General features: G+C 65.5%; 14 protein-coding genes. 6 read left to right on the top strand and 8 right to left on the bottom strand.

What is annotated here, in order from left to right:
* Positions 1–71: 71 nt before the first annotated feature.
* Both PDMSB3_RS29110 and PDMSB3_RS29105 read right to left on the bottom strand, forming a co-directional pair.
* On the bottom strand, positions 72–2744 hold the full coding sequence (locus PDMSB3_RS29110; RefSeq protein WP_165188521.1) for a mechanosensitive ion channel family protein: 2673 nt from the start codon (positions 2742–2744) through the stop codon (positions 72–74).
* A 563-nt stretch (positions 2745–3307) separates the two neighbouring features.
* Positions 3308–4747 (bottom strand): sigma-54-dependent transcriptional regulator, encoded by a 1440-nt coding sequence (locus PDMSB3_RS29105; protein WP_007177499.1) that lies wholly within the window; start codon positions 4745–4747, stop codon positions 3308–3310.
* 1465 nt (positions 4748–6212) lie between these two features.
* Between PDMSB3_RS29105 and PDMSB3_RS38455 the strand changes: the two genes are divergently transcribed.
* From PDMSB3_RS38455 to PDMSB3_RS29090, 3 genes are all read left to right on the top strand, one after another.
* On the top strand, positions 6213–6365 hold the full coding sequence (locus PDMSB3_RS38455) for a hypothetical protein (RefSeq protein WP_405044909.1): 153 nt from the start codon (positions 6213–6215) through the stop codon (positions 6363–6365).
* 67 nt (positions 6366–6432) lie between these two features.
* Complete coding sequence (locus PDMSB3_RS29095; protein ID WP_165188518.1) at positions 6433–7635, top strand: AAA family ATPase; 1203 nt, start codon at positions 6433–6435, stop codon at positions 7633–7635.
* Positions 7636–7758: 123 nt separating this feature from the next.
* Positions 7759–9201 carry a nicotinate phosphoribosyltransferase gene (locus PDMSB3_RS29090; RefSeq protein WP_165188516.1) on the top strand — a complete coding sequence of 481 codons (1443 nt, stop codon included), beginning with the start codon at positions 7759–7761 and terminating at the stop codon, positions 9199–9201.
* On the opposite strand, the gene PDMSB3_RS29085 is transcribed toward PDMSB3_RS29090, so the two are convergent.
* The 3 genes from PDMSB3_RS29085 to PDMSB3_RS29075 form a co-directional block, all read right to left on the bottom strand.
* The gene (locus PDMSB3_RS29085; RefSeq protein WP_007177495.1) at positions 9183–11045 is read right to left on the bottom strand and encodes an ABC transporter ATP-binding protein/permease; all 1863 of its coding nucleotides are present in this window, start codon (positions 11043–11045) and stop codon (positions 9183–9185) included. The genes PDMSB3_RS29090 and PDMSB3_RS29085 overlap by 19 nt on opposite strands.
* Positions 11046–11050: 5 nt before the next feature.
* Complete coding sequence (locus PDMSB3_RS29080) at positions 11051–11941, bottom strand: extracellular solute-binding protein (protein ID WP_197740284.1); 891 nt, start codon at positions 11939–11941, stop codon at positions 11051–11053.
* A gap of 80 nt (positions 11942–12021) precedes the next feature.
* Positions 12022–12948, bottom strand: coding sequence for an NHL repeat-containing protein (locus PDMSB3_RS29075; protein WP_165188514.1), 927 nt, complete (start codon positions 12946–12948; stop codon positions 12022–12024).
* 224 nt (positions 12949–13172) lie between these two features.
* Between PDMSB3_RS29075 and PDMSB3_RS29070 the strand changes: the two genes are divergently transcribed.
* Together PDMSB3_RS29070 and PDMSB3_RS29065 are read left to right on the top strand one after the other, a co-directional pair.
* Positions 13173–13667 carry a molybdopterin-dependent oxidoreductase gene (locus PDMSB3_RS29070; RefSeq protein WP_007177492.1) on the top strand — a complete coding sequence of 165 codons (495 nt, stop codon included), beginning with the start codon at positions 13173–13175 and terminating at the stop codon, positions 13665–13667.
* A gap of 115 nt (positions 13668–13782) precedes the next feature.
* Positions 13783–14184, top strand: a complete 402-nt coding sequence (locus PDMSB3_RS29065) for a winged helix-turn-helix domain-containing protein (protein ID WP_007177491.1) — start codon at positions 13783–13785, stop codon at positions 14182–14184.
* Positions 14185–14207: 23 nt separating this feature from the next.
* Here the strand turns inward: PDMSB3_RS29065 and PDMSB3_RS29060 are convergent, their stop codons facing one another.
* The 3 genes from PDMSB3_RS29060 to PDMSB3_RS29050 form a co-directional block, all read right to left on the bottom strand.
* Complete coding sequence (locus tag PDMSB3_RS29060) at positions 14208–15560, bottom strand: DUF2325 domain-containing protein (protein ID WP_165188512.1); 1353 nt, start codon at positions 15558–15560, stop codon at positions 14208–14210.
* Positions 15561–15722: 162 nt separating this feature from the next.
* The gene (locus PDMSB3_RS29055) at positions 15723–16271 is read right to left on the bottom strand and encodes a hypothetical protein (protein ID WP_232064351.1); all 549 of its coding nucleotides are present in this window, start codon (positions 16269–16271) and stop codon (positions 15723–15725) included.
* 238 nt (positions 16272–16509) lie between these two features.
* Positions 16510–17385 (bottom strand): LysR family transcriptional regulator, encoded by an 876-nt coding sequence (locus PDMSB3_RS29050; RefSeq protein WP_007177488.1) that lies wholly within the window; start codon positions 17383–17385, stop codon positions 16510–16512.
* Positions 17386–17492: 107 nt separating this feature from the next.
* Here PDMSB3_RS29050 and PDMSB3_RS29045 point away from each other — a divergent pair, with 107 nt between their 5' ends.
* Positions 17493–19082, top strand: a complete 1590-nt coding sequence (locus PDMSB3_RS29045) for an MFS transporter (protein ID WP_007177487.1) — start codon at positions 17493–17495, stop codon at positions 19080–19082.
* The last annotated feature ends 94 nt before the right edge of the window (positions 19083–19176 follow it).

Below are 19176 nucleotides of genomic sequence, written 5' to 3'. Positions count from 1 at the left end.
GTAGCGGCGTGGCATCACGATTCCCGCCCAAAGCGCAGCAGCCCACGAAGATGCCGGCCCCGGCTCTTACCTCACTCGTGCGGAGAGGTTGAACCAGGATTTGCCGGCGTTCCCGGACCGCCGGCCGGTTGGGGGTCGACGGGCAACTGGTCTTCCACTGGCGCATCGCCTTGCCGGGCTGCGGCGGAAGGTGCCGCAGCGGCAGGCGGCTCGTCGCTCGGCGCCTCTTCTTTGGCCGCCGTGCTGGACGCTTCATCGGCCTCGATCCTCGCCGGCGCGCTTTGCGGATCCCACGTCAGCAGATTGCGCTGCGGGTTCGCGATCTCGATGCCGCGCTCGCGGAACTGGTCGAGAATCCGGCGGTTGAATTCGCGCTGCACGCCCCAGCGCGCGCTGTCGCGGCACTGAATCTGGCCGGTCAGCGTGATGGCCGAGCCGTCCAGCGCATCGACGCCCCAGAAGCTGAAGTCCGACAGGATGCCGTCCTTGAAACTGTCGTCCTCGCGCAAGGCGGCGCCGATTTCCTTCAGTGTGCCGATGGCGAGATCGACGTCCTGGCCGAACACGATATTGACCTTCACCGCGGCATTGCCGATACCACGGTTCGTGTTGTTCACCGTCGATACCGAACTGAACGGCACGGTGTAGAGCGAACCGTCGCCGCCGCGCAGTCGCACGGTGCGGATCGACAGATACTCGACGGTGCCGGACACGCCCGCGAGCGTGACCCAGTCGCCCACCTGCATCGCGTTTTCCATCAACAGGAAAATGCCGGTGATGAAATCCTGCACCAGCTTTTGCGAGCCGAAACCGAGCGCCACGCCGAAGATACTCGCGCCCGCCAGCAGCGGCCCGATATTCACGCCGAGCTCGCTCAGGCCGGTGAGTACCACCACCAGCGCGATGGCGCAAAAGAGCGCGCTGCGCAGCATCGGCAGCAGGGTGCGCAAGCGCGCGGCGCGCACCAGATCGCCGCTCGTGGTCCAGCGGTCCAGCCGCTGTTCGACCGATACGTTCACGCTTTCCCACACCAGCAGCGCAATGACGGCCGCCACGCCGATCGTGACGATCGCCGACGCGAGCCGGTGGCCGATCGTGCCGGCGCGAAACAGGTCGGCCACATGCACGCCCCATACCTGCAACAGCGCGAGCGCGGTCACGATGCCGATGATCCACGCCACCACGCGGCGCACCAGCGGGTAATAGCGGTACGCGTGCTGATGCACGAGCGACTTCGCCGCGTCGTCCTGCGCATGGAAGAGCCGGGCCAGCGCGCCGAACAGCACGATCGACACGACCCGCGCGCCCACCAGCACCGCCAGCGAAATACCGCCGAGGTGCAGCAGCGTCTGATATCCGTTCTGCACGTCGAGCGCCCAGATGAACCACAGCGCCATCACGACGAACACCGCGAACCAGGCCCACACTTCGGCAAAGACATTGCCGGCCATTTCCAGCGATTTGCGCGTGGCAGCCCGCTTGCGGATCAATTCGCCGACTGGGTTCGCGCATTGCAGCAGCAGGATCGAGATCATGACGTGGCCGGCGAGCGCGACCACTTTCATCAGCGCCAGATGCGCCGCGTCGTTCAGACCGAGCGATTGGGCGATCTCCGCGACCGCCGAACCGGCGCCCACCACGCTGACGATCCGCACCATCCAGCGCTGCACGAAGGTGGCCCACGCGTCGCTCATGCGCAGCAGGCGCAGGCGCGGCGCGGCCGGTTGCAGGAAAAAGCCGCTGACGATCACGATCACCCGGCACAGCACGTAGATGTCGATGAGCGAGTCGAGTGCGCGGTCTTGCGGGGTGCCGTCGTCGGTGAAGATCGACATCAGCGCGCTCGCCGCGCCGACGAATACGACGAGCGGCAACAGTCGCAGCACCAGGCTCAGGAGCGCGCGCGGCAGGCGCTGCAGGAGTGTCCAGTGATGTCGGGCGTTCTGCTTGCCTTTGGCTTCGATGACCTTGCCGTTGGCCGACGTGGCCGCGCTTGTGCCGGACGGCACAGCCGCCGCTTTCGCCTGCGCCGCGGTCACGGGCGAGGCCGGCGACACGGGCAGGGGCGGCGCGGCGTTCGGCGCGTCGGAGGGTTGGGGCGCGACGTCCACAGGCAGATCGGCTGGCGGCACGCTGTCCCGATCGCCGGCTTCGCGGCGCGCGGCCAGCGCCTTGTAGGCACGGCGCAGCAGGCGGCGCGCGAGCCATTCGAGCGCGAGCGCGGGTATCAGCGCGGCCAGCAGCGACCACGCGACCTGGCCCAGCACGGCGCGTGCTTGCGGGTTGGTCGATTGCCAATACCACCAGGCGCGCACCGAGGAGACGTCGAGCAGCGCGCCGACCGAACTGCGCAGAGACTTGCCGAGGCGCACGGCCCAATGCGCGCCCTGGCGGGCCAGTTGCGAGGCGAGACCATTCGACTTGAACGCCGCCGGCACGAGGGCGGCGGCGCCGCTCGCCGCAGCGGCCGACGCTGCCGTGGGCGCGGAAGCGGGCGGCGCGCTGAGCGCGCCGGCAGCAGCAATGGCCTCCAAGGTGTCGGCCACTTGCGCGCGGCGCTTGGGGTCATTGAGGACGGCGAGCGCCTGGCGAGCCTGCTCGGGCGTCAGCGTCACCCCAGGACTGGAGGCCGCAGAGGCCGCAGAGGCCGAAGAGGCGGGGGCGGCTGGTGCTGCCGCGGCAAGGACCGGCGAGACGCCGAGAGCGAGAAGAATGAAACAACAGGCTTGAAATAATTTGCGCATAGGGTGTAAGGCGGGCTACGGAAGCGAACGGCTATGCCGAAACGCGTGGACGGGCTCGGCGGCGTGAACCTGAACCGACACCTATCTGGTCGTACAAGTTCCTCGAACGGCCGTTGCGCGTGGCGCCGCAGAGTCGGGCAGCCTGGCGCCGCGGCACTTTCCCCTAGCAAAAAACCGGCCCGTCGGTCAATGGCTACCCGTCGCATGGCGGCTACCGTGCGCAGGAATTGCGGCATCCGCCGCCTTGCGACCGCCATTGTGCGGCGCCGCTTGTGTGGAGCTCGGCGGCACGCCGAACGTGCCTTCCACGACTTTGGTGAGGGTGCGCTCCTCGCGTGGAATGAAGCGCCTCGTTCAGGCCAACTCGAAATTGGCGTATTGGCGTATTGGCGTATGGCAAGCGCCGGCCGGCGATGTTTCAGCGCGGTCCGACGTATCGATGGATGTCCGTGCGCGATCCGCCGGTGGGCTCGGTGCGTCGAAAGCGACGGTTGCGCGCGGCGTGGCTCCAGCCGGATCACACACGGCTGACCGGAGCAGAAGCGAGGGGGGAGCTTACCCGTTCACACCAGCGAAGCCGCCTTCCGCTCCGCCTCGCCGTCGGCGTCCGCGCCGCCGCTGGCGTTCGACGCGCGTCCGCCGGCTGCCGCGTCCTGGTGCAGCCGGTTGGCGTGCATCAGCCGATACAGCGTGGCCCGCGAAATGCCGAGTTCGGCCGCCGCCTCGGACAGCTTGTAGCCATGCCGCTGCAAAGCGTGCTCGATGGCGTCTTTTTCGGCCCGGCTGCGAATCTCCGCCAGCGTCACGGCCGGCCCGTTTTCGGCTTCCGGCAGGCCGAGATCGCTGGCGGTGATGAAACGGCCCTCGCTCATCACCACGGCACGCCGCACGCAGTTGATCAGTTCGCGCACATTGCCCGGCCACGGATAGTTGGACATGGCGACGATCGCGTCGCTCGACAGGCCGCGCAATTTGCGCGCGCCGTCCTGCTTGTACATGCTGAGCGCATAGTTGGCGAGCAGCTTGATGTCGCCGCCGCGCTCGCGCAACGGCGGCTCGACGAGGCGCAGCACGCACAGGCGGTGATACAGGTCGGAGCGGAAGCGACCGTCTTCGACGGCTTTGTCCAGATCGACGTGGGTCGCCGAAATGACCCGGACGTCGACCTTGATCGGCCCGTTGCCGCCCAGCCGCTCGATCGTGCCTTCCTGGAGGAAGCGCAACAGGACCGCCTGGCATTCATGCGGCATATCGCCGATTTCGTCGAGAAAGAGGGTGCCCTCGTGAGCGCTCTCGATCCGGCCAATCTTGCGCTGGAGCGCGCCGGTAAAGGCGCCGCGCTCGTGGCCGAACAATTCGGCTTGCAGCAGGCTCGGCGGAATCGCCGCGCAATTGATCGCGACGAAGGTGCGGCCGGCGCGCGGCGAACGTTCGTGAATCGCCTTGGCGGTCAGCTCCTTGCCGGTGCCCGACTCGCCTGCGACGAATACCGGCGCGTCCGTCACGCCGCATTTGTCGATGCGCCGGTACAACTGCTGCATGGCCTCGCATTGCCCGACCATGCCGTGGCGGCCGAGCGACGGCTCCGGCGCGACCTCCGCCTGCCGCAGGCTCGACAATCCATGCGCGTGGCCGAGCGCGAACACGAGCCGCTCGTTCAGCCACGGCCGTGTGACGAAATCGAAGCAATAGTCGAGGATGAAACGGCTGACCAGTTCGTTCGCCGCCTGCCCCGGCGCGATCTGGGCGACCCAGTTGGTTTCGACGCGCCGCATGCAGGACGCCAGCGCGGATAGATGTTGGGATGTGCAGTCGCCCGGCAGTTCGACGAGGCCGACCTTGATGTTGCCGCGCTCGATCATGCGTTCGGCGACAGCCGTGCTTTTGGCATGCACCGCTTGCCAGCCGGAAGCCGCCAGAAAAGCGGCGAGTTTCGGATCCGGAGAATTCGACACATAGAGAACGGTACGTTCCGTGTCGATAGGCGTGCAAGTCGTATTCATGTTACCCCCGTTTGATGCTGCTCTCAGGACTCTTCTCTGCGACGTACTCGACAGACCGGCAAGGTGCCGGGTTCCGGCCAACTGAGCCAACCGGTCCGTTCGCGCGGGCCCGGAAAGGGATTGCGCCACTGCCAGGGGATTCTGCTTCTCGCAGCCCGGCGGTGACGGATTCACGGTAACGGCAATCTCGGGGGCCTGGAGCAGGCGGCGCGAGCCGCAGGGTGCTACACATTGGACGGATGGCGCAACGGTGTTCACCGTTGCAACCGACAGACGATCCTTTCCCCGAATTACGCCGACCGTTTTTTACCTCGTTGGCCTGATACAGGCGCTCTATCTGGCGCTTGGCCTAACGATAAGCGAAACCGCTTTCGAGCGCCATACAAACAAGTCTGGATTCAGAAACGTTTTTCGCATCATGCCATGTGTCCTTGCCGTTCGAAAACGCACGGTCAAGGCCCTTTATGCGGGGTGTCCCACACAACGTTGCAATCCGTGTAGCGGCAAATGTGAAATCGGCGCCGCCGGTCGGGGTTTGCGTTGTCTCATGCTTGCGACACATCGGACAATGCGCGGTGGAGCACCAATAGGGTTCCGAAACATCGGCATATTTGACCGGCGTGTGATGCAACCCGCGGCCCTATACGGCGCGCGCGGCTACCTGACTGGCCGGCGGGCCGGTACAACTTTCCATGACGTGGCCGGTGGCCGGAGCGAGCACGTGTCGTATTCGAATCAACGCGTGATGCGAAGGATGCCGGGCGGAGGTCCGCCGCAGCAGAAATCACGGTGGCATAAGGGTTTGAAGGCGGCTGGCATAGGCGTTGCAATAAGCATTTCACAACGAATGCGTTGCCGCCGTTTCAATATGAAGCCCGGGGGAGAAAGAAGGCGGGCGGCAAACATACAGCCTTCGTAGGCGCGGCCGGGGAAGCCAATGCGTTTTGCGAGGTTGCGGCGGGGCCAACTGAAAAACGATTGTCAAAAAAGAACGGAGCGAATGATCGGTACACCCTACCGGCCATTCGCGACCGGATCAGGTAAAACGTTGCGCCCGCCATTTTTCCGTCTGTTTCCGCGGATTCGAAGGGGATGGCAAAAAACAACAGATACCGCCGTCGTGAGTTTGGCGAGCGATACCCATAACAACCAGGAGCAGCGGCGGGGCAGCGCACGGTCGAGGACCAACCGGGCGCGACGAGGCGGGGAGAAAAGGCCCGAGTCTCCACAGAGAGGCGCAGGTTACGAGGTGGACCGGGCGCCGTGTCCGCGAATTCGCGGACACGGCTGGCCTGGACACTGCCTTGAAAAAACACATCTTTCGGGGGTTGTCATGACCAGACATTTCAGGCCAGCCGGCGCAGCACAGTCGGAGCGTCAAACCACCGTGCATTCAGTCGGCGCCATTTATCGACGGCATAGCGCCGCTCCGCGCGCATTGTTTGCCGCGCCATCGGCAGATCTGTTGACGCTGGTGATCGCCGAGGCGCTCAAGCGGAAGGCGCAAGCGGAGATCCAGCGCGAGGCGTTACGCGAAGCGATGTATGAAATGCCGGTCTCTCCGGAACGACACCGCGATCGCGGGGCGGACATCCGACCTGTCAATTCTCGCGAATAACCAGAACATAGACCGCAATCGCGGTGGCGCCGGCAACCGGACGGCGCCAGAGCGGCGGAGAGCCGACATGATCGACATCTTCCTGATTACGTCCAGCACGGAGCGTGCGCCGCAAATCGTCGCGCGTCTCGATGCAAGCGGCGTGGCTTACCGGCTGCGCACGGCTCACGGCACGGCCCGGCAACTGCGCTCGCACACCCGTGCGATCCGCAGCACCGAGTTGCTGATCGTCGACGACGCCGATCTGAGCGCGCGCGACCTGGATGGCATCGAGGAAGCGCTTGCCTGTACACCGGCGCTGCATTGCGTCCTGATGACGCCGGCGCCATCCACTGCCTTGCTTGGTGTGGCGATGCGCGTCGGCGTGCGGCATGTGTTGTCGTGGCCGCTCGACGCGGACGAGATCACCACCATCCTGATCCAGATCGAAACGCGCAAACACGCGAATGGGCGCCGTGCCGGACGCGTCGTCTCGCTGGCTTCGAGCAAGGGCGGCAGCGGCACGACGCTGATCGCCGTGAATCTCGCGTATTCGCTCGCGGCGCTGAGCAACCGGCGTGTGCTGCTGATCGACCTGAGCCAGCAATTCGGCGACGCCAGCCTGCTTATGGCCGACAAACCGCCGCCCACCACGCTTGCCGATCTCTGCTCCCAGGTGGAGCGCCTCGACGCCGCGCTACTCGAATCATGCGTGATGCACGTTCACGCAAATCTCGATGTGCTGGCGGGTGCGGGCGATCCGCTCAAGGCCGCCGAATTGCTGCCGGCCCAACTGGAGCGCATTCTCGCGCTGGTGCGCGAGCGTTACGACGCGGTGTTGATCGACGTTGGACAGAGCCTCAATCCGCTCACGATTCATGCGCTCGATCACAGCGACGTGATCTGCATGGTGGTGCGCCAGAACCTGCTTTACCTGCACGGCGGGCGCCGCATGCTCGAAATTTTCAGGGAGCTGGGTTATCCGGCGAGCAAGGTGCGCGTAGTGGTGAATCAATACGACAAGAACGCGCAGATCAACCTCCCGAAGCTCGAACAGACGCTCGGCGTGAAGGTGGCGCATCAGCTTCCGCGCGACGAAAAGCACGCCAACGACGCGCTCAGCCGCGGCGTGCCGCTGGTGACGTCGGCGCGAGACAGTACGCTCGCGCAAGGCATCAGCCTGCTGGCGGACATGCTGTGGCCGTCCAGCGCCGAGCGCCGCAAAGGCGTGCTCGGCCGGCTGTTCGCGGCAGGGCCGAACGCGCCGCCGGAGCTCAAGCCGGGGCATTGAACTCAGCCGTTCAGGCGGGATCTGCTACGTTAGTAGGTAATCCGCACGCCCGTGGCATGATCTGGGTGAAAGTCCAACCCGCCCGATCACTTTCGAGAGCGCTCCGTCAGCGCCGCATCGCCCATGCAAAACGAGTCCAACGGTCTCAACGATATCGCGTCGATCCTCTCCAATCCGATTCTCAACACGGATTCGTACAAGGCATCGCACTACCTGCAATATCCACCCGAAGCGTCGGCGATGTTCTCGTACATCGAATCGCGCGGCGGGCGCTACGATCGCACGCTGTTCTTCGGCTTGCAGATGCTGATCAAGGAATATCTGTGCCGTCCGGTCACGCCGGCCATGATCGATCAGGCCAAAGCGTTTTTCACCGCGCACGGCGAGCCGTTCAACGAAGCCGGCTGGCGCCACGTCGTCGGGCAGTACGGCGGCTATCTGCCGGTGCGCATTCGCGCGGTGCCGGAAGGCTCGGTCGTGCCGACGCACAACGTGCTCGTCACGGTCGAATGCGACGATCCGCAGGTGTTCTGGCTGGCTTCGTATCTGGAAACCATGCTGCTGCGCGTGTGGTATCCGGTTACGGTGGCGACGCAAAGCTGGCATCTGCGCAATACGATCCGCAGCTATCTGCTGAAGAGCAGTGACGACCTCACGCAATTGCCGTTCAAGCTGCATGACTTCGGCGCGCGCGGGGTGTCGAGCGCGGAGTCGGCGGCGATCGGCGGCGCGGCGCATCTCGTCAGTTTCATGGGCTCGGATACCGTGCTCGGCGTGGCTGCGGCGAACCGCTACTACAACGAAACGATGGCGGCGTTTTCCGTGCCGGCAGCGGAGCACAGCACGATCACCTCATGGGGCCGCGAGCGCGAAACCGACGCGTTCCGCAACATGATTGCGCAGTTCGGCAAGCCCGGCGCGATCGTTTCGGTGGTGTCCGATTCCTACGATCTGTTCGCCGCGCTCCGCGTCTGGGGCACGGAGTTGAAGCAGGCGGTGCTCGATTCCGGCGGCATGCTCGTGATCCGGCCCGACTCCGGCGATCCGCGGACGATAGTACTGCAAACCATGCAGGCGCTAGAGGCGTCGTTCGGATCGGCGGTGAACGGCAAAGGGCGGCGCGTGCTCAACAACGTGCGCGTGATTCAGGGCGACGGCGTGAATCCCGATTCGATCGAAGCGATCCTCGCCGCCCTGGACCAGGCCGGTTTCGCGGCGGATAACATCGTGTTCGGCATGGGCGGCGCGCTGTTGCAGCAGATCAACCGCGACACGCAGCGCTTCGCGATGAAATGCTCGGCGATCCGTTTAGGCGACGAGTGGCACGACGTCCTCAAGGATCCGATTACGGACGCCGCAAAGCGCTCGATGAAAGGGCGGCTGACGTTGCTGGTGAATCGGCACACCGGCGAGTATCGAACCGCCACGCTGCCGGTTGCGTGGGACGCTCACACGGTCGAGGGCGATTGGGAAGAGGCGCTGGTGACGGTCTTCGATTCCGGCAAGCTGCTGGTGGATGTATCGCTTGCGGAGATCAGGCGCCGCGCTCACGCGCACGAAGCCTGATGAGGGGCACCCGCTTGCCAGACGGCCACGCCTGAAGCGCGGATATCGACCCGGCACGGCGCGCCTTCACGCAGCCGGGTATCTTCATCGGCAATGTCGAACCGCACTCCGGCGATATTCACCCGGACATAACGCTCGCCGCGCCGCAATTCGACCGCGTCGACCACGCCGGCATGCATGCCGCCCTCCGACACGACAATCGCATGCGACGAGACGCGCCACATGACGTGCTGGCCGGCGTCGGGAGCCAGCCCGCTGTCGGCCGTGCCGATCACGAAGCCCTGCGCGATCTCTACGTGTCCCGAAGCGCTCATCACCCCTTCGCCGACGTTGTGCAAGCCGAGCAGACCGGCCACCCGCATCGAAGCGGGCCGCTCGAACACAGCGTCGATAAAGCCCGCTTGCAGCACGCGGCCCTGTTCGACGACCAGTACTTCGTCGGCCAGCAAGGCGGCTTCATCCGGATCGTGCGTGACGATGATCGTCACCGCCGCGATCTCGCGCTGCAAGGCCCGCAGCGACTGCTGCAAGCGGCGCCGCCGCGGCGTATCCAGCGCCGCGAACGGCTCGTCGAACAGCAGCAGTTCGCTGTGGCGTGTTAGTGCTCGCGCCAGCGCCACCCGTTGGCGCTGGCCAAACGACAATTGATGCGGCAGGCGCGCGACCAGTTGCGCAAGGCCCAGATGGTCGAGCCAGTAGCGCGCGCTGGCAGGATCGGCATCGACCGGGAAAGCCAATTGCTGTGCCACCGTCATATGCGGAAACAGGCCGTAGTCTTGCGGCATATAGCCGATCTGCCTGCGCTCGGGCGGCAACGCGTCCAATCGCGTCGCACCGAGCGTCACACTGCTCGACGCGTTGGACTCGAGTCCCGCAATCAGACGCAGCGCCAGCGACTTGCCCGAGCCCGACGGCCCGATGATCGCAAGGCGCCGCGTGGCGGGCGTCCATGCGATGTCGAGCTCGAACGCGCCGAGCCGGCGCTGCAAATGGAAGGCGAGGCGAAGGTCGGCGGTTTCACTGCGGCTCGCCGTCAGGTCCGCGCCGGGTTCGAGCGTGTCGTCGCCGTTTTCTGTCTGTTCGAGCGCGCTCTTTTGCCGAAGGCTGTAGATCGACAGCGCCGCGCAGACGATCGCGATGGCGAGCGTAGGCAGGAGTAACGGCATCATCGCCGGAAGCCCCTGGCCGCCGAATACGACATACGTATAGACCGGTAACGAATACGGGTGATAGGCCACCATCACGGTCGCGCCGAATTCGCCGAACGCGCGCAGCCAGGCGAGCGCGAGTCCGGCGCGAATCGCCGGCCACGCAACCGGCAACATGACCCGGAAGAAGCGGCTGCCGGCGCGATGACCGAGCGTCGCGGCGACGTCGTCGAGCACCGGATCGACGGCGGCGAACGCGGACTTGGCGGCAATGATCAGAAAGGGTGCGGCGACGAATACTTCCGCGAGCACGATGCCGGCGAACGAATCCGTCAGCATGCCGCGACTCAACTGACCGACCCAGCTATACGGGCCGAGCAGAAACAGCAGCAGCACGCCGCTCGTGAGCGGCGGCAGCGCCAGCGGCAACTGCACGAAAAAGCCGAGCAGCGCCACTTTGCGCGAGGTCGAGCGCGCCAGAAAATAGCCGAGCGGCACGCCGCCCAGCAGAATCGCGAGCGAAGCTACGCTGGCGCTGGCCGCCGATACCCCGACCGCCGACCACGTCGCGCGCCAATCCACGTTCGCCCAGTCCGCGGCGCCGAGCTGCGGCACGCTCGCGACAAACGGCGCGCACAGATAGACGGCCAGCAGCGCCGCCAGCCACAAGAGCGGTCGCGCAGCGGTGCGTTTCACCGCGCTTACTGCGTGGCGGCGTCGATCACGGCTTGCAGCGAAGGCGGCATGGCTTGCACGTTGCCGCTCACGGTCGGTTTGACGACGTCCACGCCATGTTGCTTGAGCAGCTCGCGGCCTTTCGCGCTCAACAGGAAGTCGGCGAAGCTGCTCGCGCCTTCACGGTTTGGCGCATCGTTGAGAATCGTCAGCGTGTAGCTGGCCTTGGCCTGCAATTCGGGCGCCGGGCGGAGCGCCGGAATCTTCAGGTCGGATGTTTCGGTGGAATAGAAGAAGCCGGCGTCGAGCTGGCCGGATTGCAGGCGGCCAACCAGGGTTTCCTCGGGCAGCACCTGCTCAGGATTGTCCGCCGCGCCAAGCGTCTTTTCGACGAGATCCGGCTGATGGTAGAGCGCCGCCGCCTTGTTCATCATCTCGACGGTGAACGCGCCCTTGGGGTCGAGCTTCGGATCGGTGCGGCCAATCCGGATGCCCGGCTCCTGCAGCACCTGGTCCCAGCGCTTGCTCCTGAACTGCGCGGCGAATCTGCTTTGCGGGTTATAGCCGATCATCAGCGGCGATTCGGCGAAATTCACGTACCACGTGACGTGGTCGCCGTTCGCGGCCCCCATCAGGCTGTCGTTCACCTTGGGGCTCGCGCTGATGAATACGTCGCCGCGGCGCAGTTTGCCTTTGATCTCGTTGGCGATCTTGTTCGAGCCTGCCGCGTAGCCGCGGAAATGCTCGCCGGTAGCCTTCTCGAATGCCGGGCCGATGCTGCGCTCCATCAGATTGACGAGCGAGCCGGCATAGAGCACGTTGACGGTGTTGTCCTGCGCCAGGGCGGGCGTGGCCGTCACGATGCCGGTCACGGCCACGAGTGGAGCAACGAGAGAAGCGAGCAGCTTGCGAATCATGCGATAACCCCGATACGTTATTAAGAGCGCTATATTACGACGTCACCGCATTACGTTGTGTGACGGCGTTGCCTGCCGGATCAATTGAGCGGGAATGTCCGCACGTAGCTGGTGCCGTTCGCGCTGGCGGCGCGGTCGATCGCGTACAGCCGGCCGCGCGGCGCATCGACGGCCACGCCGCGGGCGTCCTGAAAGTCGTTTGCAAGCACGCTGATCGTGCCGTCCGGCGCGATCCGGCACAGGCCGGTGGCGTTGCATTTGGTGTACAGCGTGCCGCTTGCGTCGACGGCCATCAGGTCCGGGCTGTTGATCTGCGCGAACGTGCCGTTCGGCGCGACGGCCTGGGATCCGCCGAGCAGCGCGCTCAGACTCGCCTTGACGATGTCGTTGTTGGCCTGGTCCGAGACATAGAGCGCGTCGCCCGATACGGCGATCCCGACCGGCTTGCCCAAGCCGCTGAGCAGATCGCGTTCGACCGCCGTATGGGCGATGGGATCGTAAGTAATGAGGCTGAGGCCGCCTTGCGGAGGATTGCTGCCGTTCTTGATGAACCACGTCGAGAGCAGGCGGTTCGAGCCGATCGAGATCAGACCGAGGCGGCGTCGCGCCGGATCCGGACCGCTGAGTGCCGCGATCGTATCGGCGCCCGTAATGCTGAACACCGCGCTTGCGGTGCCCAAACCGAAGCGCTCGATCATCAGCGCGGAAGCGTCGGCGAAGCTCAACTGGCTCAGGCTGTTCGACTGGCCGGCCACCGCCGGCACGCTCGCATAGTGCGCGAATGTACGGCCATCGGGCGAGGAGAGCACGCTGCTGGTCTGGTCGTCGGTGATGAAGACGGCACCGTCCGCCGCGCGCACCGCAATGCCGTTCGGCGACGCGCCAACGGCGATCTTTTGCGGCACGACAGTGACCTCGTCGCCGCCGCAACCGGCGAGCGCTGCGATCAGGCCGAGGCTGACGAGAGCGAGGCGCGTGGTGCGTTGCCAGGCGGGTGAGAAGCGCATGTGATCTCCTGAACCGGCCCGCAGAACACTGGCCGCATGCCAGCGCGCCCACGCGTGCCGTGACTGTGATGAATCGGGATGAGGCCGGCCGATCAACCGATATGTCCGGCGATATAGTGCGTATCGGGGCGGTTTTGCGCGCAGGCAGCCATCGAAGCGTAATATACACACGGACATAACGAGTGAACAGGCCGCTCGGGCGTCGATGCTGGAGATAACCGCAGATGGATAGTGTAAATGTGAATGTGATTGCCGCGCCCGCCGTTGCAGGCGCGCTCGTGCTGAGCGGACGATTCCGGCGGCCGCTTTCGTTCGATCTTGATCAGCTCAGACGCTACGAAAGCGTGGTGGCCACGCCGTTCGATCTGCGTTGCTATACGACGAACCGCTTTATCCGCAGTGTCGAGCCGTATCGCGGCGTGCGTCTGACCACGCTCATCACGGAAGCGGGTCTGCCGGATAGCGTGCCGGGCGAATTCAAGCGCACGGTATTCGTCGCTGTGGGACATGACGGCTATGTCGTGACGTTTTCATGGCACGAACTCTTCAACACGCCCGTGGGCGAGAACGTGATGGTCGCCTACGAATGCGGCGGCCGTGCGCTCGACGCTGAAGAGGGCGCGCCGATTCTGTTTTCCGGATCGGACATCCTGCCCGCGCCGCGCCATGTCAAACGGCTCGCGCGAATCGAGGCACACGTGCTGGCATCTTTGGCGTAAGTGCACGCGAGCCGTAGCCGGCGCGTGTAATGTCGTGGTCCGCCGCATTCCAGGCCTTCGCTGATGGCGGTTCGGCCAGGTGGCAGCGCGAAGCGGTTCGTGTATGCTTTCGTGCATGGCTGACACCCCAAAAACCAAACCCGCACCCGCGGCAAAAAAAGCCGCGAAGGCGCGCCCCGAAGTGCGCTTCAGAATGCGCATTCGTAGCGCAGACGCGGTCGCTTTAGGGCCGGGCAAAGTCGAATTGCTCGAAGCCGTGCGCGAATTCGGTTCGATCTCGGCGGCGGCGCGCAGCCTCGATATGTCGTACCGGCGCGCATGGCTCCTGATCGACGAACTGAACCGTTCGCTCAAGTCGCCTGCCACGCATTCGGAGCAGGGCGGACAAAGCGGCGGCGGCTGCACGCTCACGCCGATCGGCGAGACCATCATTCGCCTGTATCGCGACGTCGAAGCCGAAGCACAGCGAAGTTGCGCCAAACAGATCGCTGAACTCACCAGGCTGATCCGCTCCTGAACCCTTGTTCTGGCAGGGCAGTCCTAGCCGTGTCGCAGGCAAAATGCCGAAGTCGGAGGATTGCCGAGTTGCGCAAGGTTTTCGGGGTGCAGGCGGGCCATCAATTCGACAAAGCTCGCCACGCTTGCCGTGCGCAGCGGGTGATAGTCGATCTGATGCCGCTCGCACACACGTTTGAGCGTGTTCATCGAATCGTGGTCGACGCAATCAACCGGAAACACCACGAGATCCGCACCCGGCAACGCTGCGGCAAGCAGGCCTTTGCGATCTTCCACGCCGCCGTCGTGCACGACCAGATCGCCGCCGGCCGCTTCCACGAGGCGCTTGAGCGCGGCGTTGGAGCCCGGCCTGCCGCCCACATACACGATCCGTTTGCCCCGCACACTGTCGAGGCTCGTCCGGCGCGCGCCCGCTCCGCTCGCTGCGTCCGCGGCGTGCAGCGTCGCGTGCTCGAGGGCATCGCATTCGCTTTGCACCAGCTTGAGCAGCGTCAGCGTCTGGTCGTAGCTCTTGCGTAGCGCGAGCGCCGCGTCCTGTTCATGGAACACACGCTGCTCCGCGGCTTCGCGGCGACTGGTATGCAGCGCGACGCGCTGATCGGCATCGGCCAGTTTGTCTCGTAGCCGTTGCACCTCGGCTTCGAGATTGGTGGCGTCGGCCGGTGTCTGACGGCTTGTCTGCGCAGTCAACTGGGCGGTCCGCTGGTCGAGCGCGGCGATCGACGCGTCGCGTTGCAGGCTGAGTTCCTGCAAACGGCTCTGCTGCCGTTCGATTTTTTCTTTCAGTACGGCGTTTTCCTCTTCCAGTGCGACCAACCGGCGAATGTCCGCGCGATTGGCGGCGCCCACCAGATGCGACAGCATGTGCAATTCGCCGAACGCTTTCTGGCGCACGGGCATGGTTGCATAGGGATGCGTCATCAAGGCCCAGTAGGCCGGCGGAATGTCGCCGCTTTTCAGCGCCTCGTCCCAAAGCTTGAGCAGATCGACGTCGTCGGCGGCTTTGTCGAAGCGGCGGATCGCGCCGGCATAACGTTCGTCGAGCAGCTTGTTCAGCGCTTTGGCGGCCGCGCCGCCTTCGATCGCGAGTTCGACTGCCGAGTGATGAATCTCGAGGTCGCTCGCGTCGTGCCGATCGAGTCCCGTGAATTTGGGCACCAGCTTGCGCAATTCGTGCGTGCCAAGACATGTGCCGATGATCGAGCAATGCAGATGGCTGTCGAGTTCGGCGAGGCGCGCGCGCCGTTTGGCGTTCGGGAACGACACCTTGGCGGGCGTGCAGCACGGATCGGCGGCGCGAATGCCGGTCACGGCAAGCTCGTCGCCGGACAGTTTCAGACGCGTGGGCTGGGCGAGACGGAACGGGGGCGTATGCATGGGAATCTCGAATCCGGTTCGGTGTCAGGCGGAACGAAAGTGCGTGCCGAGCGCGCCGCGCACTTCTGCCGCGCGAGCGTGGTCGGCGATATATTCGGAAAGATATAACGGTGGACGAGAGAAAGCGTTCATTTGAAGGCGTTCATTTGCGGCGGTCGCGAATCAGTCGTTGGAGCGGGCGAGGGCGGGCTCGGCGACGCGCGTCTTGCGCCGGAGCGCAGCGGTGTCCGTTCTGCTCGAAGCGTTGGCACGTTTGCCGCCGGCCGGCCCCGTTTCGTCCACCGTCCGCGCGTGCTGTTCGAGCACGTGGCCGACGCACAGGCCCACAAAGGCCGCATCGAGCCGTTCGAGTTCGGCGACCACCTTGCGCAGCGCCGCCAGATCGTTGCTGAACAGGTCCGAAAAAATCGCGTCGCGCAGTTGTTCAGCGGAGCGCGCTTCCTCGATCGCCGCTTTCAGATCGCGCAGACGCACGAAAGCGGCACCTCTTGCGTGCTCGGCGAGGATCGACAGCAACTGGTTCAGCGAGTGCGAGCCGGACGTGCCGACCGAGGCGAAATTCAACCGGTCGTCGGTCAGCATCAGCACGAAACGCTGCACGCTGCCGTAGAGACGCCGGTAGGCGTCGACCACATCGCGGATCGATTCGGCGCGGCCGCGCTCGGACGCCGACTTCACCGCGACGATGGTCGACGAAAGCTCGTTCGGCAAGCGCCCAAGGCGTCCTGCCGGGCGGGTTGAATTGGATCGGCTGCGCACCGCTGCTGGCTCCTGCTTTGCTGGTTTTGCCTCGTCGCGCGCGGCTGACAGACCGGCTGAATACGCTCCGGAAGACGCACGGCCACGCACCACGAAGGCTACCGTGATATTCCGCAGGATATAACGAAACGAGGCTGGCGTGTTGAACAGAAGCCGTTTGCCGGTGCGCTGCGCCGGTTTCAGACCGGCATCACTTGCGCCTGGCGAAGTCGAGAAATGCCTTCACGGCCGGGGCCCGTTCGTACTTCCGGAACGCAATCGCGATCTCCGACGCGATGGGTTGACCGGCGATAGCGCGGTACACCACACCCGGCAACGCGATGCAGTCGGCCAGCGTATGCGGCACGACGGCGACATAGCCGCCTAGCGACACACAGGCCAGCACCGACGCGAGCGTGCCGGGGCGCGGTCCGAGCCGCGCTGAGAAACGGCCGCGCCGTGCCACTTCGAAAGTGCCGGCTTCCTGTTCCGGCAGCACGAAGCACTGGTCGCGCAGTTGCGCCGGCCTGATGCTCGCCGAGGCCGCCAGCGCGCAGTCGGCCGGCAGCGCGAGGACGAACTGGTCGCGATGCACAGTCGTGGCCTGAATGCCGTCGGCGAGCGGCATGGGTGGGCGCACGTAGGCCGCGTCGAGCAGGCCGTCGCGCAGCATGGCGGCAACGTTGTCCATCGGCACCTCGCGGATCGAAATGTCGACGCCCGGATGCGAGCCTCGAAATCCGCCCACGTCCCGCTGCAACACGCCCGCATAAGCCGCCGACGCGACGTAGCCGACTTCGATCCGCCCGAGTTCGCCGCGCTCGGCCAGCACCGCGCGCTCTTCGCCGCGCGCGAGGTGATCGAGCGCGACGCGCGCCTCGGCGAGATACGCGCTGCCCGCCGCGCTCAGCGCCACCGAGCGCTTGGTGCGATGGAAGAGCCGCACGCCGAGCAGCCGTTCAGCCTCCTGAATCAGCTTGGTCAGCGACGGCGCGGCGATCCCCAATTCTTCGGCGGCGCGCGAGAAATGAAGCTGTTTCGCGACGCAGACGAAAGCATGGATATGGCGGAGTTCGAGTTGCCGCATGATTTCTGTATTTCCAATAAACTAATTATTCTGTGATTTTATGCCAATGACAGTTAATAGAGGCTTCGCTACTATCAGGTGACTTTCCACCCGTCATAGTTGTCTGTATGCCGCCTCTCTTCGCACGCCGCGCAGCGCCGCCGTCATCGCCACCATCGGCGCGAGCCGTCAATCCCGCCTTCGTGTTGGCCACGGCGTCGGCCACCTGCGCGCTGATCGTGCTGGACACCAATGTCGTGGCGGTCTCGCTGCCCTCGATCGCGCGCTCGTTCCACGCGAGTTTCGCCGACGTCGAATGGGTCGTCAGCGCGTATATGGTCGCGTTCGCGTCGTGCCTGCTGCCCGCGGGCGGTCTCGCCGACCGCGTCGGCCGCAAGAAAATGCTGCTGCTCGGGCTCGCGGTGTTTTTTCTGGCGTCGCTCGGTTGCGGCGTGGCGCCGACGGCAGCGGTGTTGAACGCCGCGCGCGCGGTCAAAGGCGTTGGCGCCGCGATGCTGCTCACCGCCGCGCTTGCCGTGATCGCGAACACGTTTCGCGAGGGCCCGTCCCGCGTGCGCGCGTGGGCCGTGTGGGGCACCTGCATGGGCCTCGCCACCACGGTCGCGCCGCTGGTGGGCGGCGTCATCACGCAATGGCTCGGCTGGCGCTGGATCTTTCTGCTGAATCTGCCGGTGTGCGCGGTGCTCGCGTGGTGCACCTCACGTGCGATCGGCGAGTCGCGCAATCCGAACCCCGGTCCGCTCGATATCGCCGGCAGCCTTCTGTTCGGCATTGCGCTGGCGCTCGGCATCTGGGCGTTGATCGAGGTGCCCGCCGACGGCCTCGCGAGTTGGCCCACCGCCACGCGGCTCGCGGCCTGCGCGCTGCTGTTCGGCGCCTTTGTCCAGGTGCAACGGTTGCGCGCCCATGCGATGGTCGATCTCGCGCTGTTCCGGCAGCCGCGCTTTGTCGCCGCGGTGCTCGCCATGTTCGGTTACGCCGCCTGCGCACAGGTGATGATGACGTTCTTGCCGCTGTATTTGCAGAACGCGTTCGGTCTGTCGGCCGTGGCCGCGGGTGTCGGCATGCTGCCGTTCGCGCTTTCGATGGTGCTCGGACCGTACATTGGCGCTGCGCTCGGCAAGCGTATGTCGAGCATGAGCTTGCTGTCCACGGGCCTGTTGCTGATCGCGCTCGGCAATCTGCTGACGGCGCTGACTGCGGACGGCGCGCGCTATCTGCTGGTCGCCTTCGGCATGATCGTGACGGGACTCGGCGCGGGGATTCTGAACGGCGACACGCAGAAGGCGATCATGGCCTGTGTGCCGCCGGATCGGACCGGCATGGCTTCCGGTATCAGCACGACGACGCGCTTCACGGCCATCGTCATGTCGGTCGGGGTGCTCGGCGCAGTGCTCGCGGCGCGCACCCGCACGGCGTTCGTCGCGGCTGTGCCGCTCACCGCCGAGGTGAAAGGCGCCCTCGATGCCGGCTTCATGTCGCGCGTGCTGGCCGGCGATGCCGCGCAGGCCACCGCGACGCTGCCGCCTGCTGTGCGGACCATGCTGCTGGGAGCGGCGCACGCGAGCTTTGCGAGCGGCTTTGCCGCCGCGCTGGGGCTTGCCGCGGCCGTCGCGGTGTCGATCGCGGCCGGTGTCTGGCTGCTGGCCGGCAGGGGCGAAGCCGCGCGGGCGCGTGGCGTGACGTCGAACGGATAGGACGCCGCGTCGCCCCCGTGGGCGTGGTTTTCCGATATCGTGTGCTGCGTGTCCGCCGTCTATTGTCTGGCGGGCCGCTTTCCGGATCGCCTTC

Source organism: Paraburkholderia dioscoreae (assembly GCF_902459535.1).
GTDB lineage: Bacteria > Pseudomonadota > Gammaproteobacteria > Burkholderiales > Burkholderiaceae > Paraburkholderia > Paraburkholderia dioscoreae.
This window is presented reverse-complemented; position numbering and strand designations above follow the sequence as displayed.